The 17,559-nt window shown below is 66.4% G+C and carries 20 protein-coding genes; 11 read left to right on the top strand and 9 right to left on the bottom strand.

The window, feature by feature from the left end; all coding sequences use genetic code 11:
- Positions 1–42: 42 nt before the first annotated feature.
- From WAW17_RS33260 to WAW17_RS33245, 4 genes are read right to left on the bottom strand one after another with little or no spacing between them, the layout of a single operon-like run.
- The gene (locus tag WAW17_RS33260; RefSeq protein WP_422337081.1) at positions 43–525 is read right to left on the bottom strand and encodes a YbjN domain-containing protein; all 483 of its coding nucleotides are present in this window, start codon (positions 523–525) and stop codon (positions 43–45) included.
- Positions 522–1,892, bottom strand: coding sequence for a D-inositol-3-phosphate glycosyltransferase (gene mshA, locus WAW17_RS33255; protein WP_422337080.1), 1,371 nt, complete (start codon positions 1,890–1,892; stop codon positions 522–524). The genes WAW17_RS33260 and mshA overlap by 4 nt, the downstream gene beginning before the upstream one ends.
- Positions 1,889–2,752, bottom strand: a complete 864-nt coding sequence (locus tag WAW17_RS33250) for an alpha/beta fold hydrolase (RefSeq protein ID WP_422337079.1) — start codon at positions 2,750–2,752, stop codon at positions 1,889–1,891. The genes mshA and WAW17_RS33250 overlap by 4 nt, the downstream gene beginning before the upstream one ends.
- On the bottom strand, positions 2,698–3,900 hold the full coding sequence (locus tag WAW17_RS33245; RefSeq protein ID WP_422337078.1) for an MFS transporter: 1,203 nt from the start codon (positions 3,898–3,900) through the stop codon (positions 2,698–2,700). Before WAW17_RS33245 ends, WAW17_RS33250 begins: the two co-directional genes overlap by 55 nt.
- Before the next feature lie 56 nt (positions 3,901–3,956).
- On the opposite strand from WAW17_RS33245, the gene WAW17_RS33240 reads away from it, so the two are divergent.
- From WAW17_RS33240 to WAW17_RS33220, 5 genes are all read left to right on the top strand, one after another.
- Complete coding sequence (locus WAW17_RS33240) at positions 3,957–4,730, top strand: PIG-L family deacetylase (protein ID WP_422337077.1); 774 nt, start codon at positions 3,957–3,959, stop codon at positions 4,728–4,730.
- A 203-nt stretch (positions 4,731–4,933) separates the two neighbouring features.
- Positions 4,934–5,140, top strand: a complete 207-nt coding sequence (locus tag WAW17_RS33235; RefSeq protein WP_422337076.1) for a hypothetical protein — start codon at positions 4,934–4,936, stop codon at positions 5,138–5,140.
- A gap of 34 nt (positions 5,141–5,174) precedes the next feature.
- Positions 5,175–5,588: a hypothetical protein gene (locus tag WAW17_RS33230; protein WP_422337075.1), complete on the top strand. Its 414-nt coding sequence runs from the start codon at positions 5,175–5,177 to the stop codon at positions 5,586–5,588.
- A 69-nt stretch (positions 5,589–5,657) separates the two neighbouring features.
- Complete coding sequence (locus tag WAW17_RS33225; RefSeq protein WP_422337105.1) at positions 5,658–6,206, top strand: DinB family protein; 549 nt, start codon at positions 5,658–5,660, stop codon at positions 6,204–6,206.
- Positions 6,207–6,332: 126 nt separating this feature from the next.
- A complete protein-coding gene (locus WAW17_RS33220; protein WP_422337104.1) occupies positions 6,333–7,343 on the top strand; it encodes a tocopherol cyclase family protein in 1,011 nt (336 codons plus the stop codon).
- Between the two features lie 67 nt (positions 7,344–7,410).
- Here WAW17_RS33220 and WAW17_RS33215 read toward each other — a convergent pair whose 3' ends face one another.
- The gene (locus WAW17_RS33215) at positions 7,411–8,685 is read right to left on the bottom strand and encodes an ROK family protein (RefSeq protein ID WP_422337074.1); all 1,275 of its coding nucleotides are present in this window, start codon (positions 8,683–8,685) and stop codon (positions 7,411–7,413) included.
- A 367-nt stretch (positions 8,686–9,052) separates the two neighbouring features.
- Between WAW17_RS33215 and WAW17_RS33210 the strand changes: the two genes are divergently transcribed.
- Together WAW17_RS33210 and WAW17_RS33205 are read left to right on the top strand one after the other, a co-directional pair.
- On the top strand, positions 9,053–10,006 hold the full coding sequence (locus tag WAW17_RS33210; RefSeq protein ID WP_422337073.1) for a TauD/TfdA dioxygenase family protein: 954 nt from the start codon (positions 9,053–9,055) through the stop codon (positions 10,004–10,006).
- Between the two features lie 73 nt (positions 10,007–10,079).
- Positions 10,080–10,826, top strand: coding sequence for an SDR family NAD(P)-dependent oxidoreductase (locus WAW17_RS33205; RefSeq protein WP_422337072.1), 747 nt, complete (start codon positions 10,080–10,082; stop codon positions 10,824–10,826).
- A 286-nt stretch (positions 10,827–11,112) separates the two neighbouring features.
- On the opposite strand, the gene WAW17_RS33200 is transcribed toward WAW17_RS33205, so the two are convergent.
- Together WAW17_RS33200 and WAW17_RS33195 are read right to left on the bottom strand one after the other, a co-directional pair.
- Positions 11,113–12,297 (bottom strand): Ig-like domain-containing protein, encoded by a 1,185-nt coding sequence (locus WAW17_RS33200; RefSeq protein ID WP_422337071.1) that lies wholly within the window; start codon positions 12,295–12,297, stop codon positions 11,113–11,115.
- A gap of 30 nt (positions 12,298–12,327) precedes the next feature.
- Positions 12,328–13,419: a UDP-N-acetylmuramate dehydrogenase gene (locus WAW17_RS33195; protein WP_422337070.1), complete on the bottom strand. Its 1,092-nt coding sequence runs from the start codon at positions 13,417–13,419 to the stop codon at positions 12,328–12,330.
- Between the two features lie 26 nt (positions 13,420–13,445).
- On the opposite strand from WAW17_RS33195, the gene WAW17_RS33190 reads away from it, so the two are divergent.
- From WAW17_RS33190 to WAW17_RS33180, 3 genes are all read left to right on the top strand, one after another.
- Entirely contained in the window at positions 13,446–13,943 is a 498-nt protein-coding gene (locus WAW17_RS33190; protein WP_422337069.1) for a DUF2505 domain-containing protein, read from the top strand.
- Positions 13,944–14,006: 63 nt separating this feature from the next.
- Complete coding sequence (locus tag WAW17_RS33185; RefSeq protein ID WP_422337068.1) at positions 14,007–14,507, top strand: DUF2505 domain-containing protein; 501 nt, start codon at positions 14,007–14,009, stop codon at positions 14,505–14,507.
- Between the two features lie 20 nt (positions 14,508–14,527).
- Complete coding sequence (locus WAW17_RS33180; RefSeq protein ID WP_422337067.1) at positions 14,528–15,325, top strand: class I SAM-dependent methyltransferase; 798 nt, start codon at positions 14,528–14,530, stop codon at positions 15,323–15,325.
- Between the two features lie 35 nt (positions 15,326–15,360).
- On the opposite strand, the gene WAW17_RS33175 is transcribed toward WAW17_RS33180, so the two are convergent.
- On the bottom strand, positions 15,361–15,978 hold the full coding sequence (locus WAW17_RS33175; protein WP_422337066.1) for a type IV toxin-antitoxin system AbiEi family antitoxin domain-containing protein: 618 nt from the start codon (positions 15,976–15,978) through the stop codon (positions 15,361–15,363).
- Positions 15,979–16,088: 110 nt separating this feature from the next.
- Between WAW17_RS33175 and WAW17_RS33170 the strand changes: the two genes are divergently transcribed.
- Positions 16,089–16,856, top strand: a complete 768-nt coding sequence (locus WAW17_RS33170; protein ID WP_422337065.1) for a DUF2993 domain-containing protein — start codon at positions 16,089–16,091, stop codon at positions 16,854–16,856.
- Positions 16,857–16,881: 25 nt separating this feature from the next.
- Here the strand turns inward: WAW17_RS33170 and deoC are convergent, their stop codons facing one another.
- The gene (deoC, locus tag WAW17_RS33165; RefSeq protein WP_422337064.1) at positions 16,882–17,547 is read right to left on the bottom strand and encodes a deoxyribose-phosphate aldolase; all 666 of its coding nucleotides are present in this window, start codon (positions 17,545–17,547) and stop codon (positions 16,882–16,884) included.
- Positions 17,548–17,559: the final 12 nt, after the last annotated feature.

Genomic DNA, 17,559 nt, shown 5'->3' with positions numbered 1-17,559 from the left:
TGACAGCAGTCACAACTCGGACGCGACTCTACCCGGGGAGGTTCAGTCGTCGATGAGGTGCTCGAACGCCTGCAGATTCGCGAGAGACTCTCCCCGCGACACCCGCCACGCCCATTCACGTCTGATGGAACTCGCGAACCCGAGTTCGAGCAGCGTGTTGAAGTCGCCGTCGGCGGCCTCGAGCACCTGACCGAGCACGCGGTCGAGTTCGTCGGCGGTGACCGCATGTTCGGAAAGCTGGCCGACCAGGTAGATGTCGCCGATCTTGTCGAGCGTGTACGCCACCGAATACAGCCGCCTGTTGCGCCTGAGCAGAAATTTGTAGACGCCTTCGAAGTTCTCGTCGGGCTTGCGGCACACGAATGCCTCAACCCTGAGCCCGTGAGTACCGACGGTCAGCAGCGTGGTGGTCTTCAGCTTGCGTTCACCAGGCAACTCGACGAGGAAATGCGTGTCGTCCTTGCGGGTGAAGTCCAGTTCCCTTTCGGTCAGAGCGGACTCGATCACTTCGGTCAGGTCACTCATGCTCGGACCCCTTCGGCCCTGCGCAACTTCCACGATGCGCGTCCCCGACGCGGCGAGAACTCGCTCAGGCCGTTTTCGTGGTTGTAGTTGACTGCGGCCCTTCGATAACTCTCGAGCAGACCGTCTGCGGTGTGCTCCCACGAGAAGTTCGCGGCGTGCCGCGGCGCCTCCGCGGCCAGCGATTCCAGCCGCGCCGGATCCGAGACCAGCGACTGCAGTGCACTCGCCCAGTCCTCCGTGCGGTGCCCGTCGACCAGGAGTCCGGTCTCGCCGCTTCGGACCGCGACCCCGAGTCCGCCCACGTTCGCCGCGATCACCGGCGTCCCGCAGGCCTGGGCCTCGAGGGCCACCAGCCCGAATGATTCCGAATAACTCGGCACCGCAACGAGATCCGATGCGCGATACACCTCGACCAGTCGTTCGGGCGCCTGCGGCGGAAGGAACGTGACACGGGCGGCGATACCCAGGGACGATGCGAGTTCGATCAGGGCGTCGGGGCGTGCCAGCCCGGATCCCGACGGACCACCGACCACGAGGATCCGGAGAGTCGAGTCCGGCTCGCGGGCAACGAGTTCCGCTGCGGCCCGCAACAATACGTCGGGCGCCTTGAGCGGTTGGATACGTCCGACGAAGGTCACGACGGTTTCGCGCGGGTCGAGCCCGAGCGTGGCTCGCGCGGCGGCACGGTCGCCCGGCCGGTACCGCGCCAGGTCGGCTCCCGGTGCCACCACGTCGATGCGATCCGGGTCCGCCCCGTAGTGGCGCACGAGTTCGTCCGCCTCGTCACCGGTGTTGGCCACCAGCCGATCGGACTCGGCCACCACCTGCTGTTCGCCGATCTGCCGCGCTGCGGGTTCGGGCGTGTCACCCTCGGCCAGAGACGCGTTCTTGACCGCGGCCAGCGTGTGCGCGGTATGTACGAGAGGTGCGCCCCAGCGGTCGCGGGCCAGCCAGCCCACCTGACCGGAGAGCCAGTAATGCGAATGCACGAGGTTGTAGTAACCCGGTTCGTGCCGCGCTTCCTCACGAAGCACGCCGGCCACGAACGCGCACAGTTGGGTGGGCAGATCCCACTTGTCCAACCCTTCGAACGGGCCGGCCACCACGTTGCGGACGAGCACACCGGGCGCCGCTTCCTGCACGGGAGCGTCGGCCGACGACGTGGCCCGGGTGAAGATCTCCACTTCGACCCCGCGACGAGCCATCTGGATCGCGGTCTGCAGCACGTAGACGTTCATCCCACCGGCGTCACCGGTACCCGGCTGTGCCAACGGCGAAGTGTGAACCGACAGGACTGCCACCCTGCGGGGGCGCGCACCGCGGCCGAATCCGCCGAGGCCGCCGAGGTCATTGTGCTTGGGCGTCACGACTCCATACTGCCCTCTCGCACGCGAACGCCTGAACCGAGGTTGTCGGCGAACTCGCCGACCTCCTTCACGAAGCGCGCCGGGTCCTCCACGAACGGCCCGTGACCACATCCTTCCCAGAAGGAGGCCTGGGCCTTCGGGATCAGCTCTGCGGCATGCCTGCCGGCAGTGATGTCGACCACCGAGTCCTCGGTCCCGTGGAGGATCAGAGCCGGAACGTCGAGCGACCGCAACAGCTCGTCGTGGCTCGCCACGCGTTCGAACAACGCCGCCCGAACCCGCGGCGGCGTGCCGAGGCTGGCACCGAAGAGTGCCTGCGACTGCGCCCCCTTGCCTTCCGGCGGCCCGGTCAGCGCGGTCCCGAACGCACCCAGTGCCCGGATCGCCACGCGCGGTTCCTCCGACATCGCATCGGGAATCGCGACGCGCATGGCCGTCCCCACCTTGCCGCCCTTCTCCCCCTTCCCGATGCTGGTGATCGCGCCGACGAGAACGACACCGTCGACGGCGTCCGTTCCATGGGCTTCGAGGTAGTCGCAGATCACCAGCCCGCCGTACGACCAGCCGAGCAGAACCGCACCGGACGTGACGCCCTCGGCAGCGAGGACGGCGTCGACGTCCCCAGCCCAGATCGCCGAATCCTCGTAGCCCGAGTCCGGGGCGCCGGAATATCCGTGGCCCCGCAGATCGACGGCGATGACGCGGTAACGCGCCGCCAGTTCTTCCAGTACCCGCTCACCCCAGCACTTCGAGGACTGCGCCCAACCGTGCACCAACACCAGTGCTCGCGCGTCCGGAGAACCTGTCACGGAGTAGACGAGGGACGTTCCGTCGACGCCGACCGTTTCACGAATAGCCATGGGGCCACCATAGAGGCCAGGACCGCAGCCACCACCGCCACCGCGAATCCGGCGGTGGTGCCGTGGTCGTCGATCATCCGGCCGGCCAGGGCCGAACCGGCCGCGACACCCACACCGAGCCCGGTGACCGTCCAGGTGATCCCTTCGGTGAGGGCAGCGGCCGGGACGATCTGCTGGACCAGGGCCATGGCGATGATCATGGTCGGCGAGACGGTCATCCCCGCCACCACGTAGGCGAACGCGAGGGCAGGAACACTGTCGACCAAGAGCAGTGGCCACAGCAGAACCATGACGGCGGTCACCGCGATCACCAGTTGCGTGCGCAGCGACGCCGTCGGCTTCATGGCGCCGAACACGAGCCCGGTTGCCGCCGAACCGGTGGCGAAGAGTGCGAGCACCACGGTGGCCGACGCGGGTGCGTCGTGGTCTCTCGTGAAGGCGATGGCGACGACGTCGATCACGCCGAAGAGCGTCCCCATCGACGCCATGACCGCTACGAGGATCCACAGCGCCGGTTCCCGGGCGATCGACGGTGCCTTGCCGCCCCGAGCCGGATGTACGGGTGGTTCGGTGCCTCGCTGCGCGACGAGCGCGAGGGTGCCCACCACCAACAGGATGAGGCCCGCCAGCGGACCCGCCTCCGGGAACACCGCGACCGACAGTCCGACGGACACGACCGGTCCGGCGATGAAGCACACTTCGTCCACCACGGCCTCGAACGCGAAGGCGGTCCGGAGAGATGCGGTGCCGCCGTACAGCTCGGTCCAGCGGGCGCGCACCATCGCGCCGATGGTCGGCATGCAACCCGCAGGCACGGCCCAGAGGAACAACACCCAGTCCGGTGTCTCCAACCGCACGCACAGCAACATCGCGGCAATCGCCGCGGCGCTGATTCCGGAGGCCAGAGGCAGGACCCTGGTCTGTCCGAAGCGGTCCACCGCCCGTGAGACCACCGGTGTGATGAACGCGTAGGCCAGAGCGAACACCGCCGCGAGTGCGCCGGCCAGCCCGTAGTCGCCGCGCAGTTCCGAGAGCATGGTGACGATACCGATCCCGACCATCGCGACCGGCACGCGCGCAACGAAGCCGGCGAGGGAGAAGGCCGCGGAACCGCGAGCCGCGAAGATCCGGCGATAGGTATCGAGCACGGATGAAGCGTCACAGAACATGGCCGCAACTTCCAACCGCGTGCCAGTATGGGCCCATGAGTGTCCTGGTGTGTTTCCACGCCCATCCCGACGACGAGGTATTCACCACCGGCGGGGTGATGCGTCAGGCTGCCGACGCCGGCCACCGGGTGGTGGTGGTCACGGCCACGGACGGCGCGCTGGGCGAAGCACCCGAAGGCCTGCTGGACGAAGGCGAGTCGCTCGCCGAACGCCGCAGACGAGAACTCGAGACGTCGACGTCGCTGCTCGGCGCCCACCGACTGGTGATGTTCCACTATGCCGACTCGGGCATGGCGGGGACACCCGACAACGGGAATCCCTCGGCCTTCTGCAACATCCCGGTGGACGAAGCCGCTGCCCGCCTGGCCGAGGTGCTGCTCGAAGAGTCTGCCGATGTTCTCACCGTCTACGACCCCAACGGCAACTACGGTCATCCCGATCACGTCCAGGTACATCACGTCGGCATCCGTGCCGCTGAGATCGCCGCGGTCCAGCACGTGTACGAGGCTGCGGTGAACCGCGACCACATCCGCAGGTTGATGGCTGCGAACCCGGAGTGGTCCGAGGATGCGCAACCTCCCGACCTCGATTCGTTCGGACTCCCGGAATCGGAACTCACCACCGTCGTGGACGTCAGCACCACCCTCGACGCGAAGCGGGCTGCGATGCACGCGCACGCGACGCAGATCGGCGACTTCGGCCCGTTCCTGCAGATGCCCGACGAGCATTTACGTGCCGCGTTCGGGCAGGAGTGGTTCCGCCGCCGTGGAGCGCCGCGAGGGCTGACCGAATCCTCACTGCCCCTGTGACGGCAGGCGAAGTGCTACGCCAAAACACACGAAACATGTTGTAGATCAACCCAATTATCACACCTTACAAGTGGCGCCAACCCTCACCCCAGGTCGCCGGCACACAGCTCTACCCCCTCGTCACCCCGTGCCGAACGAGATCGGCTTCCACGAGGGATGCGCACTGCACCGCAGGCGTGCAGAATAGATACCAGGAGGTCATCATGCGACCACTACAGGGCTTGCTCAATGCGGTGCTGGGAATCCTCACGGCTGTGCTTGGCACTGTGCTGGGGATCCTCGCGGGCCTGCTCTGGCTCGTCGGTTTGGTGCTATGTGTGACAATCCTCCTGATCCCGCTGGGCCTTCCCGTCATGAGGCTCGCCCGCCGTCTGTTCACCCTCGCCGGGCAACTGATGCACCTCCCCTGAAGGATCTACTGCGCACAGGCCCTGGGAGGCCGTCATGATCATTATCTTCGGACTCGTCGTCCTGCTCGCCGCTGTGATCCTCGGGCTCACGGGCGTCCTGACCAACAGCGGAGACGGACACTCCCTGACCGACGATTTCGCCGTATTCGGATACCACGTCACCGGCTCCACCGGAGCACTGTTCCTCTATGGCATCGTCGTCGGAGCGGTGGGCATGCTCGGACTGAGTGTTCTGCTGGCCGGTGCCCGCCGCACCTCCCGACGCGGCCGCCTCGCCCGTCACGACCTGAAAGAAGCCCGCCACGAAACCGACGTCGTGAGCCAGGACCGCGACCACCTCGCCGAACAACAACGTGGTGACGTCAACGCCGATCCCAACCCTGCCGAGGGACGCGACTGGCGGCACCCGTTCGGTCACCGACCAGGCGGCACCGACGTCACCTCCTGACGCCATCCCAGGTCATCAGAGTTCGACATCACACACTGGGGACATATCATAACACCAGGTCACAGCCCCATCACACGCACAGGACTCGCCGGTGAGCTCGAGCGCACCCGCGTGCATTTTCACCATCTGCTCGAGGGAGCTTCCGAAGTCGCCTTGCGCCGCCGGTCAGCCGGAACGAAGTGGACCAACGAGCAACTGCTGTTCCACATGGTCTTCGGGTACATGGTGGTGCAGGCGTTGTTGCCGCTGGTGCGGGTGATCAGCCACCTCCCCGCCGGAATCGGACGAGGCTTCGCCCGGGTCCTCGACGCCGGCGCCCGGCCCTTCGACGTGGTGAATTATTACGGTTCCTGCGCCGCGGCGCTGGTGTTCAACCGAAAGCGGATGGGCGCGAAACTCGATCGGGTGATCGGTTCCCTGATCCGCCGCCAGAACCGCGAATCCGACGCCGCCCTGCGGCGAGGGATGCCGTTCCCAGTGCGGTGGGATCCGTTCTTCACCGACTTCATGACCATCGGTGAGCTGTACCGGTACCCCACCAGGCATTTCGACTTCCACGAACAACAACTCACCCTCGATGGTTCGCCCGGAATCGAGGGCGGTCCCTTCGAGGAATGAGCCGCAGGTACAACCACGGCCGGAAACCATCGACCGGACCACGCCATTGCACCCCCGGGACGTGCCATCCACCCAGGTCGGACGCTTCGACAGTGTTCGCCACAGCGCCTAGCATCGTCGGGTATGGTGCCACGACTGCTCCGGGCATACCGTGCGACGGGGGCAGATCTGCCTTTCGGCAACGTTCTCGCCGCACACGACGTCGCGATGGAGGGCTACTTCTGGCGATTTACCCAGCCGGCGACGGGGCAGGTGGTCATCGCGTTGGCCGGAATCAATCGAGCCCCTGATGGTCACTGGGCGACGCTCGGTCTCGCAGGGCACCCCACGAGGTTTCTTCGCACGGCTGCACATCCGGAGGGCTATGCGGATCCCGCCGAACTGGGGGCCCGCGCCGGTGACGCGTTCTCCGGTTCGTTCGACCGTCTGCAGGTGGATCTGGGACCGGACGCGCGCCTCGACGTCCGGATCAGCGGGCACGTGCCGTGGCCGCGCCGACGTCTCGGCGGCTCGAGTATCTTCCAGACCGTGCCCGCTCTGAACCAGTACTGGCATCCGTGGCTGCTCGGCGGTCGAGCCGAGGGAACCGCCGTGCTCGGCGGCAAGAAGATCCTCCTCGACGGCGCTCAGGTCTACGGCGAAAAGAACTGGGGAAAGGGCGGATTCCCGGATTCGTGGTGGTGGGGGCAGGCACAGGGTTTCGCCGACCGGCAGGCGTGCGTGGCGTTCGCCGGCGGCGAGATCACGGCGGGTCCGCTGCACACCGAGGTGACGGCTGTCGTCGTCGCCCTGCCCGATGGCAGAGTCTTCCGCCTCGGCAATCCCCTGACCTCCCCGGTAGAGGCGCACGTCACGGACGAGCGGTGGTCGCTGCGGGGGCGGAGTCGCACATGGAACGTCGAGATCGAGGGACGCTCCCCGATCGGGTCGGCATACGTGCTGCCGGTGCCCCTGCCTGCCGAACGCCGCAACATTCCGGGCGCGATCGAGCACCTCGCGGGTTCGCTGAGTGTGACCGTTCGCAGGCGGGGCACACTCGTCTGGGCCGACGAATCACCGCTCGCCGCTTTGGAACACGGTGGCGTCGACAGGGCGCGCGCGGAACTGCGACGCCGAGGCGCACCGCCGGTGATCTGACCGAAAACAGATGAAATCGTCAGCCGCACAGGCTATTACCTGTGCAGCTGACGAATCGCTGTGCGACCTACAGTGAAGTCCTGCGCATCGCCCCGACCGGATCCGAGAAGAGGGTGCTCAGCGACACCACGGTCGATGCGTATTCCTGAACCCGGTTTCCGAAACCCGTGATGCGAATATCCTTGCGCTCCAGAGACGAAGCCCGGCCGAATGCTTCCGCGACGTGGGGAATGCCGGCCGGGTACTCGGTGAACGCCTGCCCACCGAGGATCACCCGATCCGGATTGAACAAATCGCGTAGCATCGCCACGGTCTTGCCGAGCACCTCCGCCCGCTGGACCAGAAGCTCGTGTGCGGCAGCCGAACCCGAGGATGCAGCCTTGTAGAGGGCACTCATCGCGGGCAGTGACGTCGACTTCGTCAGTATGCCTGCGTCCACCGCGGATGCGAGGACCGCACGGTCACTGATGGTCGCCTCGAGGCACCCACGGGAGCCGCAGGAGCACAGCGCCGACGAACCGGTCGGCAGATGGGCAATCGACCCCGGACCGCTCGACGGTGTGTGCACGCGCCCGTCGATCGTGATGGCGATTCCGGCGGTCTCGCGGGCGTAGAAGTACAGGCCCGTTTCACCTTGCGCGGCAACTCCTTCCGATTCGGGGGTCAGCAACAACTCCGACGCGGCCATGGCCTCGACGTGGGCGGCGACGGACACCGGCAGGCCGAGACCTGCGGTGACGATGGCGCCGACGCGAGCCGACTTCCATCCCAGTCGAGGATGATCGACCACACCCGTCTGGGCGTCGACGCGTCCACCGAGGGCAACTCCGGCCCACAGTGGACTGCGACGATGCCATCGGGAGGCGAAGGCCCGGGCACTGCGGGCGATCGTGGCCAGCGCCTCGGCGGAGGGCCCCTGGGGGGTAGGGACCTCGACTGCGCCGAGAACCTTTCCGCGCAGATCACTGGCGATGATGCTGGTGACGACGGCACCGATGTGGATGCCGATGGTCAGGTAGGGCTCGTGGTTGACCTCGAACGGCACACGGGGCCGGCCGATGGCGCCCGAGGGCGTGAGATCGCCTCGCTCGCGTAGCAATCCGAGGTCGAGCAGGGTCGACACCTGACGATTGACGGTGGCGATGCTCAGGCCGGTGGCCTTCGCGGCGACATCGCGGGACAGTGGTCCGCGGGTGCGGGCCACCCGCATCACCCCGGCTGCGGGGCCGTCGCCGATCCGCAGATCGGGCGGGATGATGCCGAGGCGTGGACGCGCTTTCGGGCGCTGGACTCGGGTTGCGGAACCGAGAGGGCGGGGGGTGGAAAGAGCAGGGGCAGACACGTGGGTCCTCGAGATCGGGAGGTGGTGCGCACCTTCATCCGAACGCGGCAGGCACCCGTCGAGATCGGGTGCCGTGCGGGGGCGAAATCAGGAGAAGTCTGCGCAGATCAACTGTGGTTGCGGTGACAGCGACAACACAGTTCCCTCGCCAACGGCAGCCGTGAGCCGAGCGCGGCGGTCACGTAGGTGACCCGCGGGGCTTGGAGCTGACTCGAGGACATGACACGAAAATAGCAGCTTCGGCCGGTTCCACCAATCGGGCGCACCGAAACGCTTGCGATCAGGGTGACGCAAATGCTTCCGACGGGCCGGATGCGGTGGTTCGGTTACGGCAATCCCCCAAGCCCTGCCAATCGAAAGGTCCCCGATGTCTGTCGATTTCGCGCCTCATACGACGCACGATGCACACATTCCCACCGACGTAGTGAAACTCGGTGCTCACATCGGTGCCCGAATCGACGGTGTCCGGCTCGGGGGCGATCTGGACCCCGCCACGGTGTCGCTCATCCGGACGGCACTGCTCGAGCACAAGGTGATCTTCTTCCGCGGCCAGGAGCACCTCACGGACGACTCGCAGTACGCGTTCGCCGAACTGCTCGGCTCCCCCACCACGCCGCATCCCACGGTCACCTCGCGCGGCACGAAGGTGCTGCCGATCGATTCCGACTACGGCAAGGCCAACAGCTGGCACACCGACGTCACCTTCGTCGACCGGATCCCGAAGGCATCGATCCTGCGCGCCGTGCAACTCCCCACCTACGGCGGATCCACCACGTGGGCGTCCGGTGTCGCTGCCTACAGTTCACTCCCGGAGCCGCTGAAGGCGCTGGCCGAGAACCTGTGGGCGACACATACCAACGTCTACGACTACGCCGCGACCAGCGCCGAGCGCGCACAGGACGAGAAGGACCGGGAGTACCGCGCCGAGTTCGAGTCCACCTACTTCGAGACCGAACACCCCGTGGTGCGGGTCCACCCCGAAACCGGGGAACGCACCCTTCTCCTCGGGCATTTCGTCAAGAGCTTCGTGGGACTGAGCAGTTCGCAGTCGCAGGCGCTGTTCCGGGTTCTGCAGGACCACGCCATCTCGCTCGAGTACACGACCCGGTGGAACTGGCAGCAGGGTGACGTCGCGATCTGGGACAACCGCGCCACCCAGCATTATGCCGTCGCCGATTACGACGACCAGTACCGTCGGCTCAACCGGATCACCCTGGCCGGGGACGTCCCGGTGAACGTTCGCGGCGAGCGCAGCCGGGCCGTCGCCGGTGATGCCAGTGGCTACTCCGTCATCGACGAACCGGTCACGGTGCGACCCTGATCCCGAGTGGCCCCGATCTCGAGTGGCCCCGATCTCGAATGGCCCCGACACGGCCTGGTCCTAACATGGCGTCATGACCATCTCACCTGATGCCCGCGTAGCCGTCGTCACCGGAGCAAGTTCCGGTATCGGAGAAGCCACTGCTCGAACCCTCGCGGACCAGGGGTTCCATGTGGTCGTCGGGGCCAGGCGATTGGATCGACTGCAGAAGGTCGCCGACGATATCGGCGGCACCGCGTTGGAGCTCGACGTCACCGATCAGGACTCGGTGGACGCGTTCACCGCGGTGCTGCCGCGGGTCGAGGTACTCGTCAACAACGCGGGTGGCGCCAAGGGCCTGGCCCCTGTAGCGGAGGCCGATCTGGACGATTGGCGGTGGATGTGGGAGACGAATGTCCTGGGCACGCTGCGTGTCACCAAGGCGCTGCTTCCGAAGTTGATCGAGTCGGGCAATGGCCTGGTGGTTACCATCACGTCCGTGGCCGCCTTCGAGGCCTACGACAACGGCGCGGGTTACACCTCGGCCAAGCATGCGCAGGCCGTCCTGCATCGCACGTTACGCGGTGAATTGCTGGGCAAGCCGGTCCGCTTCACCGAGATCGCGCCGGGCGCGGTGGAAACGGAGTTCTCACTCGTGCGGTTCGAGGGCGACCGGGAGCGCGCCGACAAGGTGTACGAGGGCATCACGCCGCTGGTGGCCGCCGACATCGCCGACATCATCGGGTTCGTGGCGTCACGTCCCTCGCACGTGAACCTCGACCAGATCATCGTCAAGCCCCGAGATCAGGCTTCCGCCGGTCGTTTTCACCGCCTCGTATAGTCGCTCGCGCGGCGTTGCGCCTGTCCTGATGCTCCAGTGACAGGATCACACTCCACATGCCCGCGACGATCACCGCGAACGAACAGAGCAGTATCCATCCCGCCATCTCTCATCCTCCTGGGTCGACGATGCGCACTCACACGGGTAGACGCGCCATGCCCGGATTCGGTTCCACCTTTCGGTCGAGCAGGGAACACCGGGGGAGGCACGTCACGGAGCGGAGCGGCATGTCCGAGCGCGGAGCGGCGCAAGGCGATTCCGAGTACCGGCGCCTGAGAGGGTACGGCTAGGCGAGGGCGGACATCGACTGCCAGGTGGGCCAGTCGATTGCCCAGTCGTACACGTCGCCATCGGCGGCGGACAGCTCGATAGAGGTGCCCGTCACTTCGACGGGGTCGCCGTACACTGCGGTACCGAAATACTGCTGGGCGTCCGTGAGGGACAGGTTTATGCAGCCGTTGGTGACGTTCGACGAGCCCTGGACACCGATGGTCTCCGGGTTCGCGTGGATGAATTCACCGTTGTTGGAGATGCGGACCGCCCACCGTTCACGCACGTTCTCGTAGAACGGCGGATTCGACATGAGGAAGTCCTCGTGCTTCTCGGTCACCATGTGGATGCCGCTGCGGGTGACGTTGCGAGCCTCGTTGCCCTCGCCGTAACTCACCGGGATGTCCATGATGGTCCGGCCGTCACGCACCACCTGCATGCGGTGGCTGGGAGCGTTCGCGATCACGATCTGGCTGCGTCCGATGGTGAAGTCGAGCGACAGGTCTTCGGCGCCGTACCCGCCGTCGCCGTAGTCGAGGCCGTAGAGCTTCGCGTCGAGGTTCACGGCGGTGCCGGGCGCCCAGTAGTTCTGCGGACGCCAGTGTGCGCGTGAGCCGTTGTCGTCGGGAAGCCACGCCCACGATCCCGGAGTGGGCGGTGTGGTGGTCACCTTCATCGTCTTCTCGACGGCCGCCTTGTCCTCGACGGTGTCGTGGAACTGCACGATGATCGGAGCGGCGATGCCCACTTCCTGTCCGTCGCCTATGTTGAGTGTGGCCGAGACCTCCGAATCCGGCTCGAGTGTCGAGAAGCTGCCTTCGACCTCGACGGTTCTGCCGTCCGTCCCCGCCGCCGTGCCACGCCAGGTGTACGTGGAGCCGTAGCCGAGTGGCTCGGACACCGTGAACGTGGCGCGGTCCTGCGAGAGGACTCCCTGCACCGGCAGGCCCGCCGCATTGACGAGGGAGATGTTCGTGAACGTCCCGCCTTCTGCGGCGGCCGAGATCGGCGAGACCGGATTGACGTCTTCCGTACCCGACGCCGGGCTCTGAACCACCTCGACCGCCGGCTCGCTCTGCCCCGCGGGAGTGCCACTCCCGGTGTTCGCCGTGCACCCGGTCAGGACGACGAGAAGGCCGATCACCGCTGCCGCGAGGAGAACGAGCGTCGACCGGCCTGCCCGAGATCGTGATTCATGCACATGCGCCAGGCTACCTACCCGGCGGGGCCCTCAGAGCGAGCAGCCGACTGTGACGGGCTCGGGGTGGAGCCGCACACCGAACGCGGATTCGACACCGTCGCGCACGTCGCGGGCCAGCGCGAGCAGGTCTTCGGACTTGGCGCCGCCACGATTGGTCAGCGCCAGGGTGTGCTTGGTGGACAGACGCGCGACGGCACCCTCCCCCGGGTAACCCTTCGAGTAACCGGCCCGCTCGATCAGCCAGCCGGCCGACAACTTGATGCCGTGCTCGGCCGGATACCGGGGCACGTCCACCTCGCCCAGCCGGGCCTCGATCGCGGCGAGTACACGCGGTAACTCGTCGGCCGGCACCACCGGATTGGTGAAGAAGGAGCCTGCACTCCAGGTGTCGTGATCGGAGGGATCCAGCACCATCCCCTTACTTCGCCGCAAACCCAGTACCGCCTCACGGACCTGCGCCGACGGCAGTCGATCACCCTCGGACGCCCCCACCGCCGACACGAGTTCGCGGTAGCGCAGCGGCTCACTGAGACCGTCCTGGTGCACGGTCAACTCCACCTCGAGAACCAGCGCGGCGTCGGAGTGTTTCAGCACGCTCGTGCGGTAGCCGAGACCGAGGGCCTCGGGCCCCACCCAGCGCACCTCCCCGCTCCGACGATCGAGCAACCGGACCCGCCGGAGCATCGACCCGACTTCCACGCCGTACGCCCCCACGTTCTGCACGGGCGTCGCTCCGGTGGAACCGGGAATCCCGGACAGGCATTCGAGCCCGCCGAGGTCGGCGGCGACGGTCAGCGCCACCACCTGATCCCACTCGGCTCCGGCCTCCGCGGTGACGAATCCCTCTTCCACACCGACTGTGGCGTTGGACACACGCACCACGACGCCATCGAATCCGTCGTCGCCGATCACTAGATTGGAACCGCCCGCGAGAACGAGGGTCGGAATGTGGGCGGAATCGAGTAACCGCACTACGTCGACCAGAATTGATGTGGCCGGGCACTCCGCCACGATCCGGGCCGGTCCCCCGACCCGAAGTGTCGTGAGTCCCGACAGTTCGAGGTTCTCGGTCGCGATGGCGCCCGAATCGACGAGTTGACCGACAATGCTCACGTCCCACACAAGCGCAAACGGTAGCGTGACCGATCGTGAGCCGCCGCATCGAGTATTCGTCGTCCTACTCCCTCCCTGTCGACCGAGTCCATGACGGCCTGGTCACCGAGCAGTACTGGCACGACCGTTTGGCGCAGGTCGGCGGACCGGGCGCCACCCTCGACGACATCACGACGGGCCCCGGCACCATTTCCGTGGCAATGACACAGACGATCCCCGCCGAGCACCTGCCGGCCATCGTGACGAAGATCCGTCCCGGCGACCTCCACATCAAGCGCACCGAGACGTGGGGTGTACTCGACGGCGACAAGGCGGCAGGCACCTTCACCGCCGCGGTCGAGGGGACGCCCGCCAAGGTCTCCGGAATCCAGACGCTCACCGCCGGCATTTCCGGATCGAGAGTGGAGATCAGCGGCGAGACCGAGGTCAACATTCCGTTCTTCGGCGGCAAGATCGAAAGCGCCATCACCGAAGAGGTGCTGAGTTTGATCGACAAGGAACAGGCCTTCACCGAGCAGTGGCTCCAGGCCTGACCTCGGAGAGGTGCGCGCCCGGTGTGCACGGCGCCGGGTCACGATCCGGTAACCTTGCACATCATGGCTCGCCGTATCGACTACTCCGCCCGCTACAAGTACACCCCCGAAGAGGTGTACAGCGCCTTCACCAGCCGTGAGTACTGGGATGCGCGCATCGAAGAGATGCGGAAGTACTCCGAGAACCACATCGAGCACTTCGAGGTCCACGACAACGGGATCGACATCGTGCTGCATCACATCCTTCCGCGGTCGGAGCTTCCCGACGTTGCGCAGGCCGTGATGAAGAAAGACATGATCATCACCCGCAAAGAGTCGTATACGGCGTTCGGCGAGCCCGTCACCGGTACGTACGAGGCGTCGATTCCCGCGGGTCCCGGCAGCCTTACGGGCAACATGAAGCTGTTCGCGACCGAGAACGGGTGCACGTTCCGCACCTCGTCGGAGGCGAAGGTGTACCTACCGTTCATCGGCGGCAAGCTCGAGCAGTTGATGCTCGTGAACCTGATCGACCTGTTCCGCGCCGAGGCCGAGATCACCGAAAACTGGTTGTCGCAGCACTAACAACCCCGGCATACATTCTCATGACTTCAGCAACCCTGAAGCGGCCCCTCGGTGTCATCACCCGGGGCACGACGGGCATCAATCGGCTTCGCCGCAGCGATCGCTGGCTCGTGCACGACGCACTGGTGCGCCGGACGCTGCACGATTCCCTCGACCCCCTCGTCGTCGATCTCGGTTACGGTGCCCGGCCCCACACCACCTTCGAACTCGCCGACAGGCTGCGCACTGTCCGCGATGACCGCCGCGTGATCGGGCTCGAGATCGATCCCGAACGGGTGGTCGAGAGCAGGCACGGCGTGAGCTTCGCCCGCGGCGGATTCGAACTCTCCGGCCTTCGCCCCGCCCTCGTCCGGGCCTTCAACGTGCTCCGGCAGTATCCCGAGGACGCTGTTGCGCCGGCGTGGGCCCGCATGCAGTCCGGGCTGGCACCGGGCGGCCTGATCATCGAGGGAACCTGCGACGAACTGGGCCGGCGTTGCGCTTGGGTGCTCCTCGATGCCACCGGTCCGTTGTCCCTGACGCTTGCGTGGGATCCGTTCGACGTCGACAAACCCTCGGACATCGCCGAGCGGTTACCCAAGGCGCTGATCCACCGCAACGTTCCGGGTGAGCCGATCCACGCCCTGCTCACCGCTGCCGACCGAGCCTGGGCCACCGCAGCGCCGCACGGTTCGTTCGGTCCCCGCGTGCGGTGGCGGGCAGCGCTCGAACTCATGCGCACCGAAGGCCTTCCGGTGCAGACCCAGCGGCGCCGGCTGCGCGACAACGTGCTGACCGTCCCGTGGTCTCTGGTCGCCCCCAGGCAGCTGCCGAATTAATTCACGCCATCCGCGAGGGGGTTCCTGCTGCCCTGTCAGGTGCAGGTGGACAGTGCATGTTCGACGCGCTTCGCCACCTGCACCGGCAGGGACCCGCACTTCCCCTTCACCTCGGCCACGTCCAGTCTTCTGATCGCCACGCCGTCCGAGACCACCTCGTCGAGCAGTTCCTGGGAAATCCCGCTCGACGCCAGATCGAGCACCGTACAGGTGGGAGTAGTGATGCGGAGGGCACCCACCTGTTCGCAGTCCTCGTCTCGCAGCGACCGGCGGTGTAGGGCGAGTTGCTGCGTGGGAGATGGTGGCGACATCACGGTGGAAAGGTGGATGAAACGCGGGTAGAGGTGTCCGAGCCCGTGCAGTTCTGCGGCGCTTTGATGGGAGACGGCCGCAGCCGCACCGAACCACGTGCACCACTTCGCGAACTCTTCGAGATCCGAGTGCGGGCAGTCCTTCACCCGGAACAGGTCTCGCTCCACCTTGGTCCACGACCCGTCCAGCACATTCTCGCCGATCTCCTCGGCGGTGAAGCCGAGTCGCAGCGCCTGCGCGGTCGTGAAAAAGCCGGCCTGTGCCGTGGCGAGACGTGTCAGCTCTTCACCGACACCATCCCGTTCCGGGCCACCGGGACGAGGAGCCAACCATCCGGTCATTTTCCCAGATTACCCAGCAAATGTGGTCCGCATCACACTTTCGAGTGGATCCCGCGACGCGCGACCGCATTCACAGAATTCGTTCAGAGTCGTCGGGAACAATACGTGCGATGACAGCCCCAACGAACTCCGCTCCCCGAAGTAATCGTGTGCTCGTCATCTCACTGGTGGTCATCGCCGCACTGGTGGCGGTACTCGTCGGAGGCGAACTCTATGTTCGCCACAGCGTGAAGACCTGCATGGCAGACCAGTTCGAGACCCAGCTCGGCTCCCAGGTAGACGTGGGCCTGAGCTGGAAGCCGGTTCTTCTGCAGTCGGTCGACAAGAACGTCCCGTACATCACGATCGACAGCGACGACACGAAGTTCGGTCCCGCCCAGGGAATGCAGGTGCACGCCCAGGTCAACGACGTGCGCATCGAGAACACTCCCGACAGCAGCGGCACGATCGGCAGCTCGGACGCCCACGTCACCTGGTCGACCACCGGGATTCTCGCCACCCTGCAGCAGCAGGCGTTCGGCTCGCTCGTCAGCGCTGTCACGTCCGATTCCGACCAGGGAACATTGACATTCACCGTCGGGCCTTTCGGACTCGCGGACCTCACGGTGCGACCCGAGGTCGTAGCCGGCACCGTCGAGGTGAAGACCGTGAACGCCGAGATCCTCGGCTTCGGACTGCCGACCGACCTGGTCGACGGCATCGTCTCGACCCTGACCTCCAGCCTGCAAACCTACCCACTGGGCATGCAGCCGACTTCTTTCGAGGTCACCGACGACGCCATCGAGATCACCCTCGAGGGCGGCGAATACACGATGCCCGCGGCAGGCACCCAGGAGCAGCAGCAGGCGCAGGAAAGCAGCTGCGGCATCCTCGTGTGATCAGCCGGGCAAGCCCTCCGAGCCGTCAGTCGGGCAAGCCCTCGAGAACACCCCGCGTGCCCGACAGGCCCAGTCGTGTGGCCCCGGCCTCGATCATGTCGAGCGCCGCCTGAGTGGTGCGGATGCCTCCGCTCGCCTTGACGCCGATCCGTCCACCGACGGTCTGCGCCATCAGACGCACCGCCTCCACGGTGGCGCCGCCGGCCGGGTGGAATCCGGTGGAGGTCTTCACGAAGTTCGCGCCGGCGCGTTCCGCGGCACGGCACGACTCCACGATCGCGTGATCGGTGAGCACCGCGGTTTCGAGGATCACCTTGAGCACCGGACCGTCGCCGATGGCCTCCCGGACGGTGAGGACGTCGGCGAGTACGGCGTTGAAGTCGCCGGCCACGGCGGCACCGATATCGATCACCATGTCGATCTCCTGCGCACCCTGGTCCACCGCCAGCCGGGCCTCGGCCCCCTTGACGAGCGAATGATGCTTGCCGGAGGGGAACCCGACCACTGCTGCGGTCACCAGTCCGGGTGCGCGGACGGGCAGCATCGACGGTGAGACGCAGACCGCGAGAACACCGAGCGCACGCGCCTCGTCTATCAGAGCGCGCACGTCGTCCGCGGTGGCTTCCGGCTTGAGGAGCGTGTGGTCGACCATGTCGGCGACCTGGGAACGGGTCAGGGCAGCGGCGGGCATACCTGTGAGCTT

Origin of the sequence: Rhodococcus sp. (in: high G+C Gram-positive bacteria) (assembly GCF_049286785.1) — a bacterium.
Taxonomy (GTDB): Bacteria; Actinomycetota; Actinomycetes; order Mycobacteriales; family Mycobacteriaceae; genus Rhodococcus_F.
This window is presented reverse-complemented; position numbering and strand designations above follow the sequence as displayed.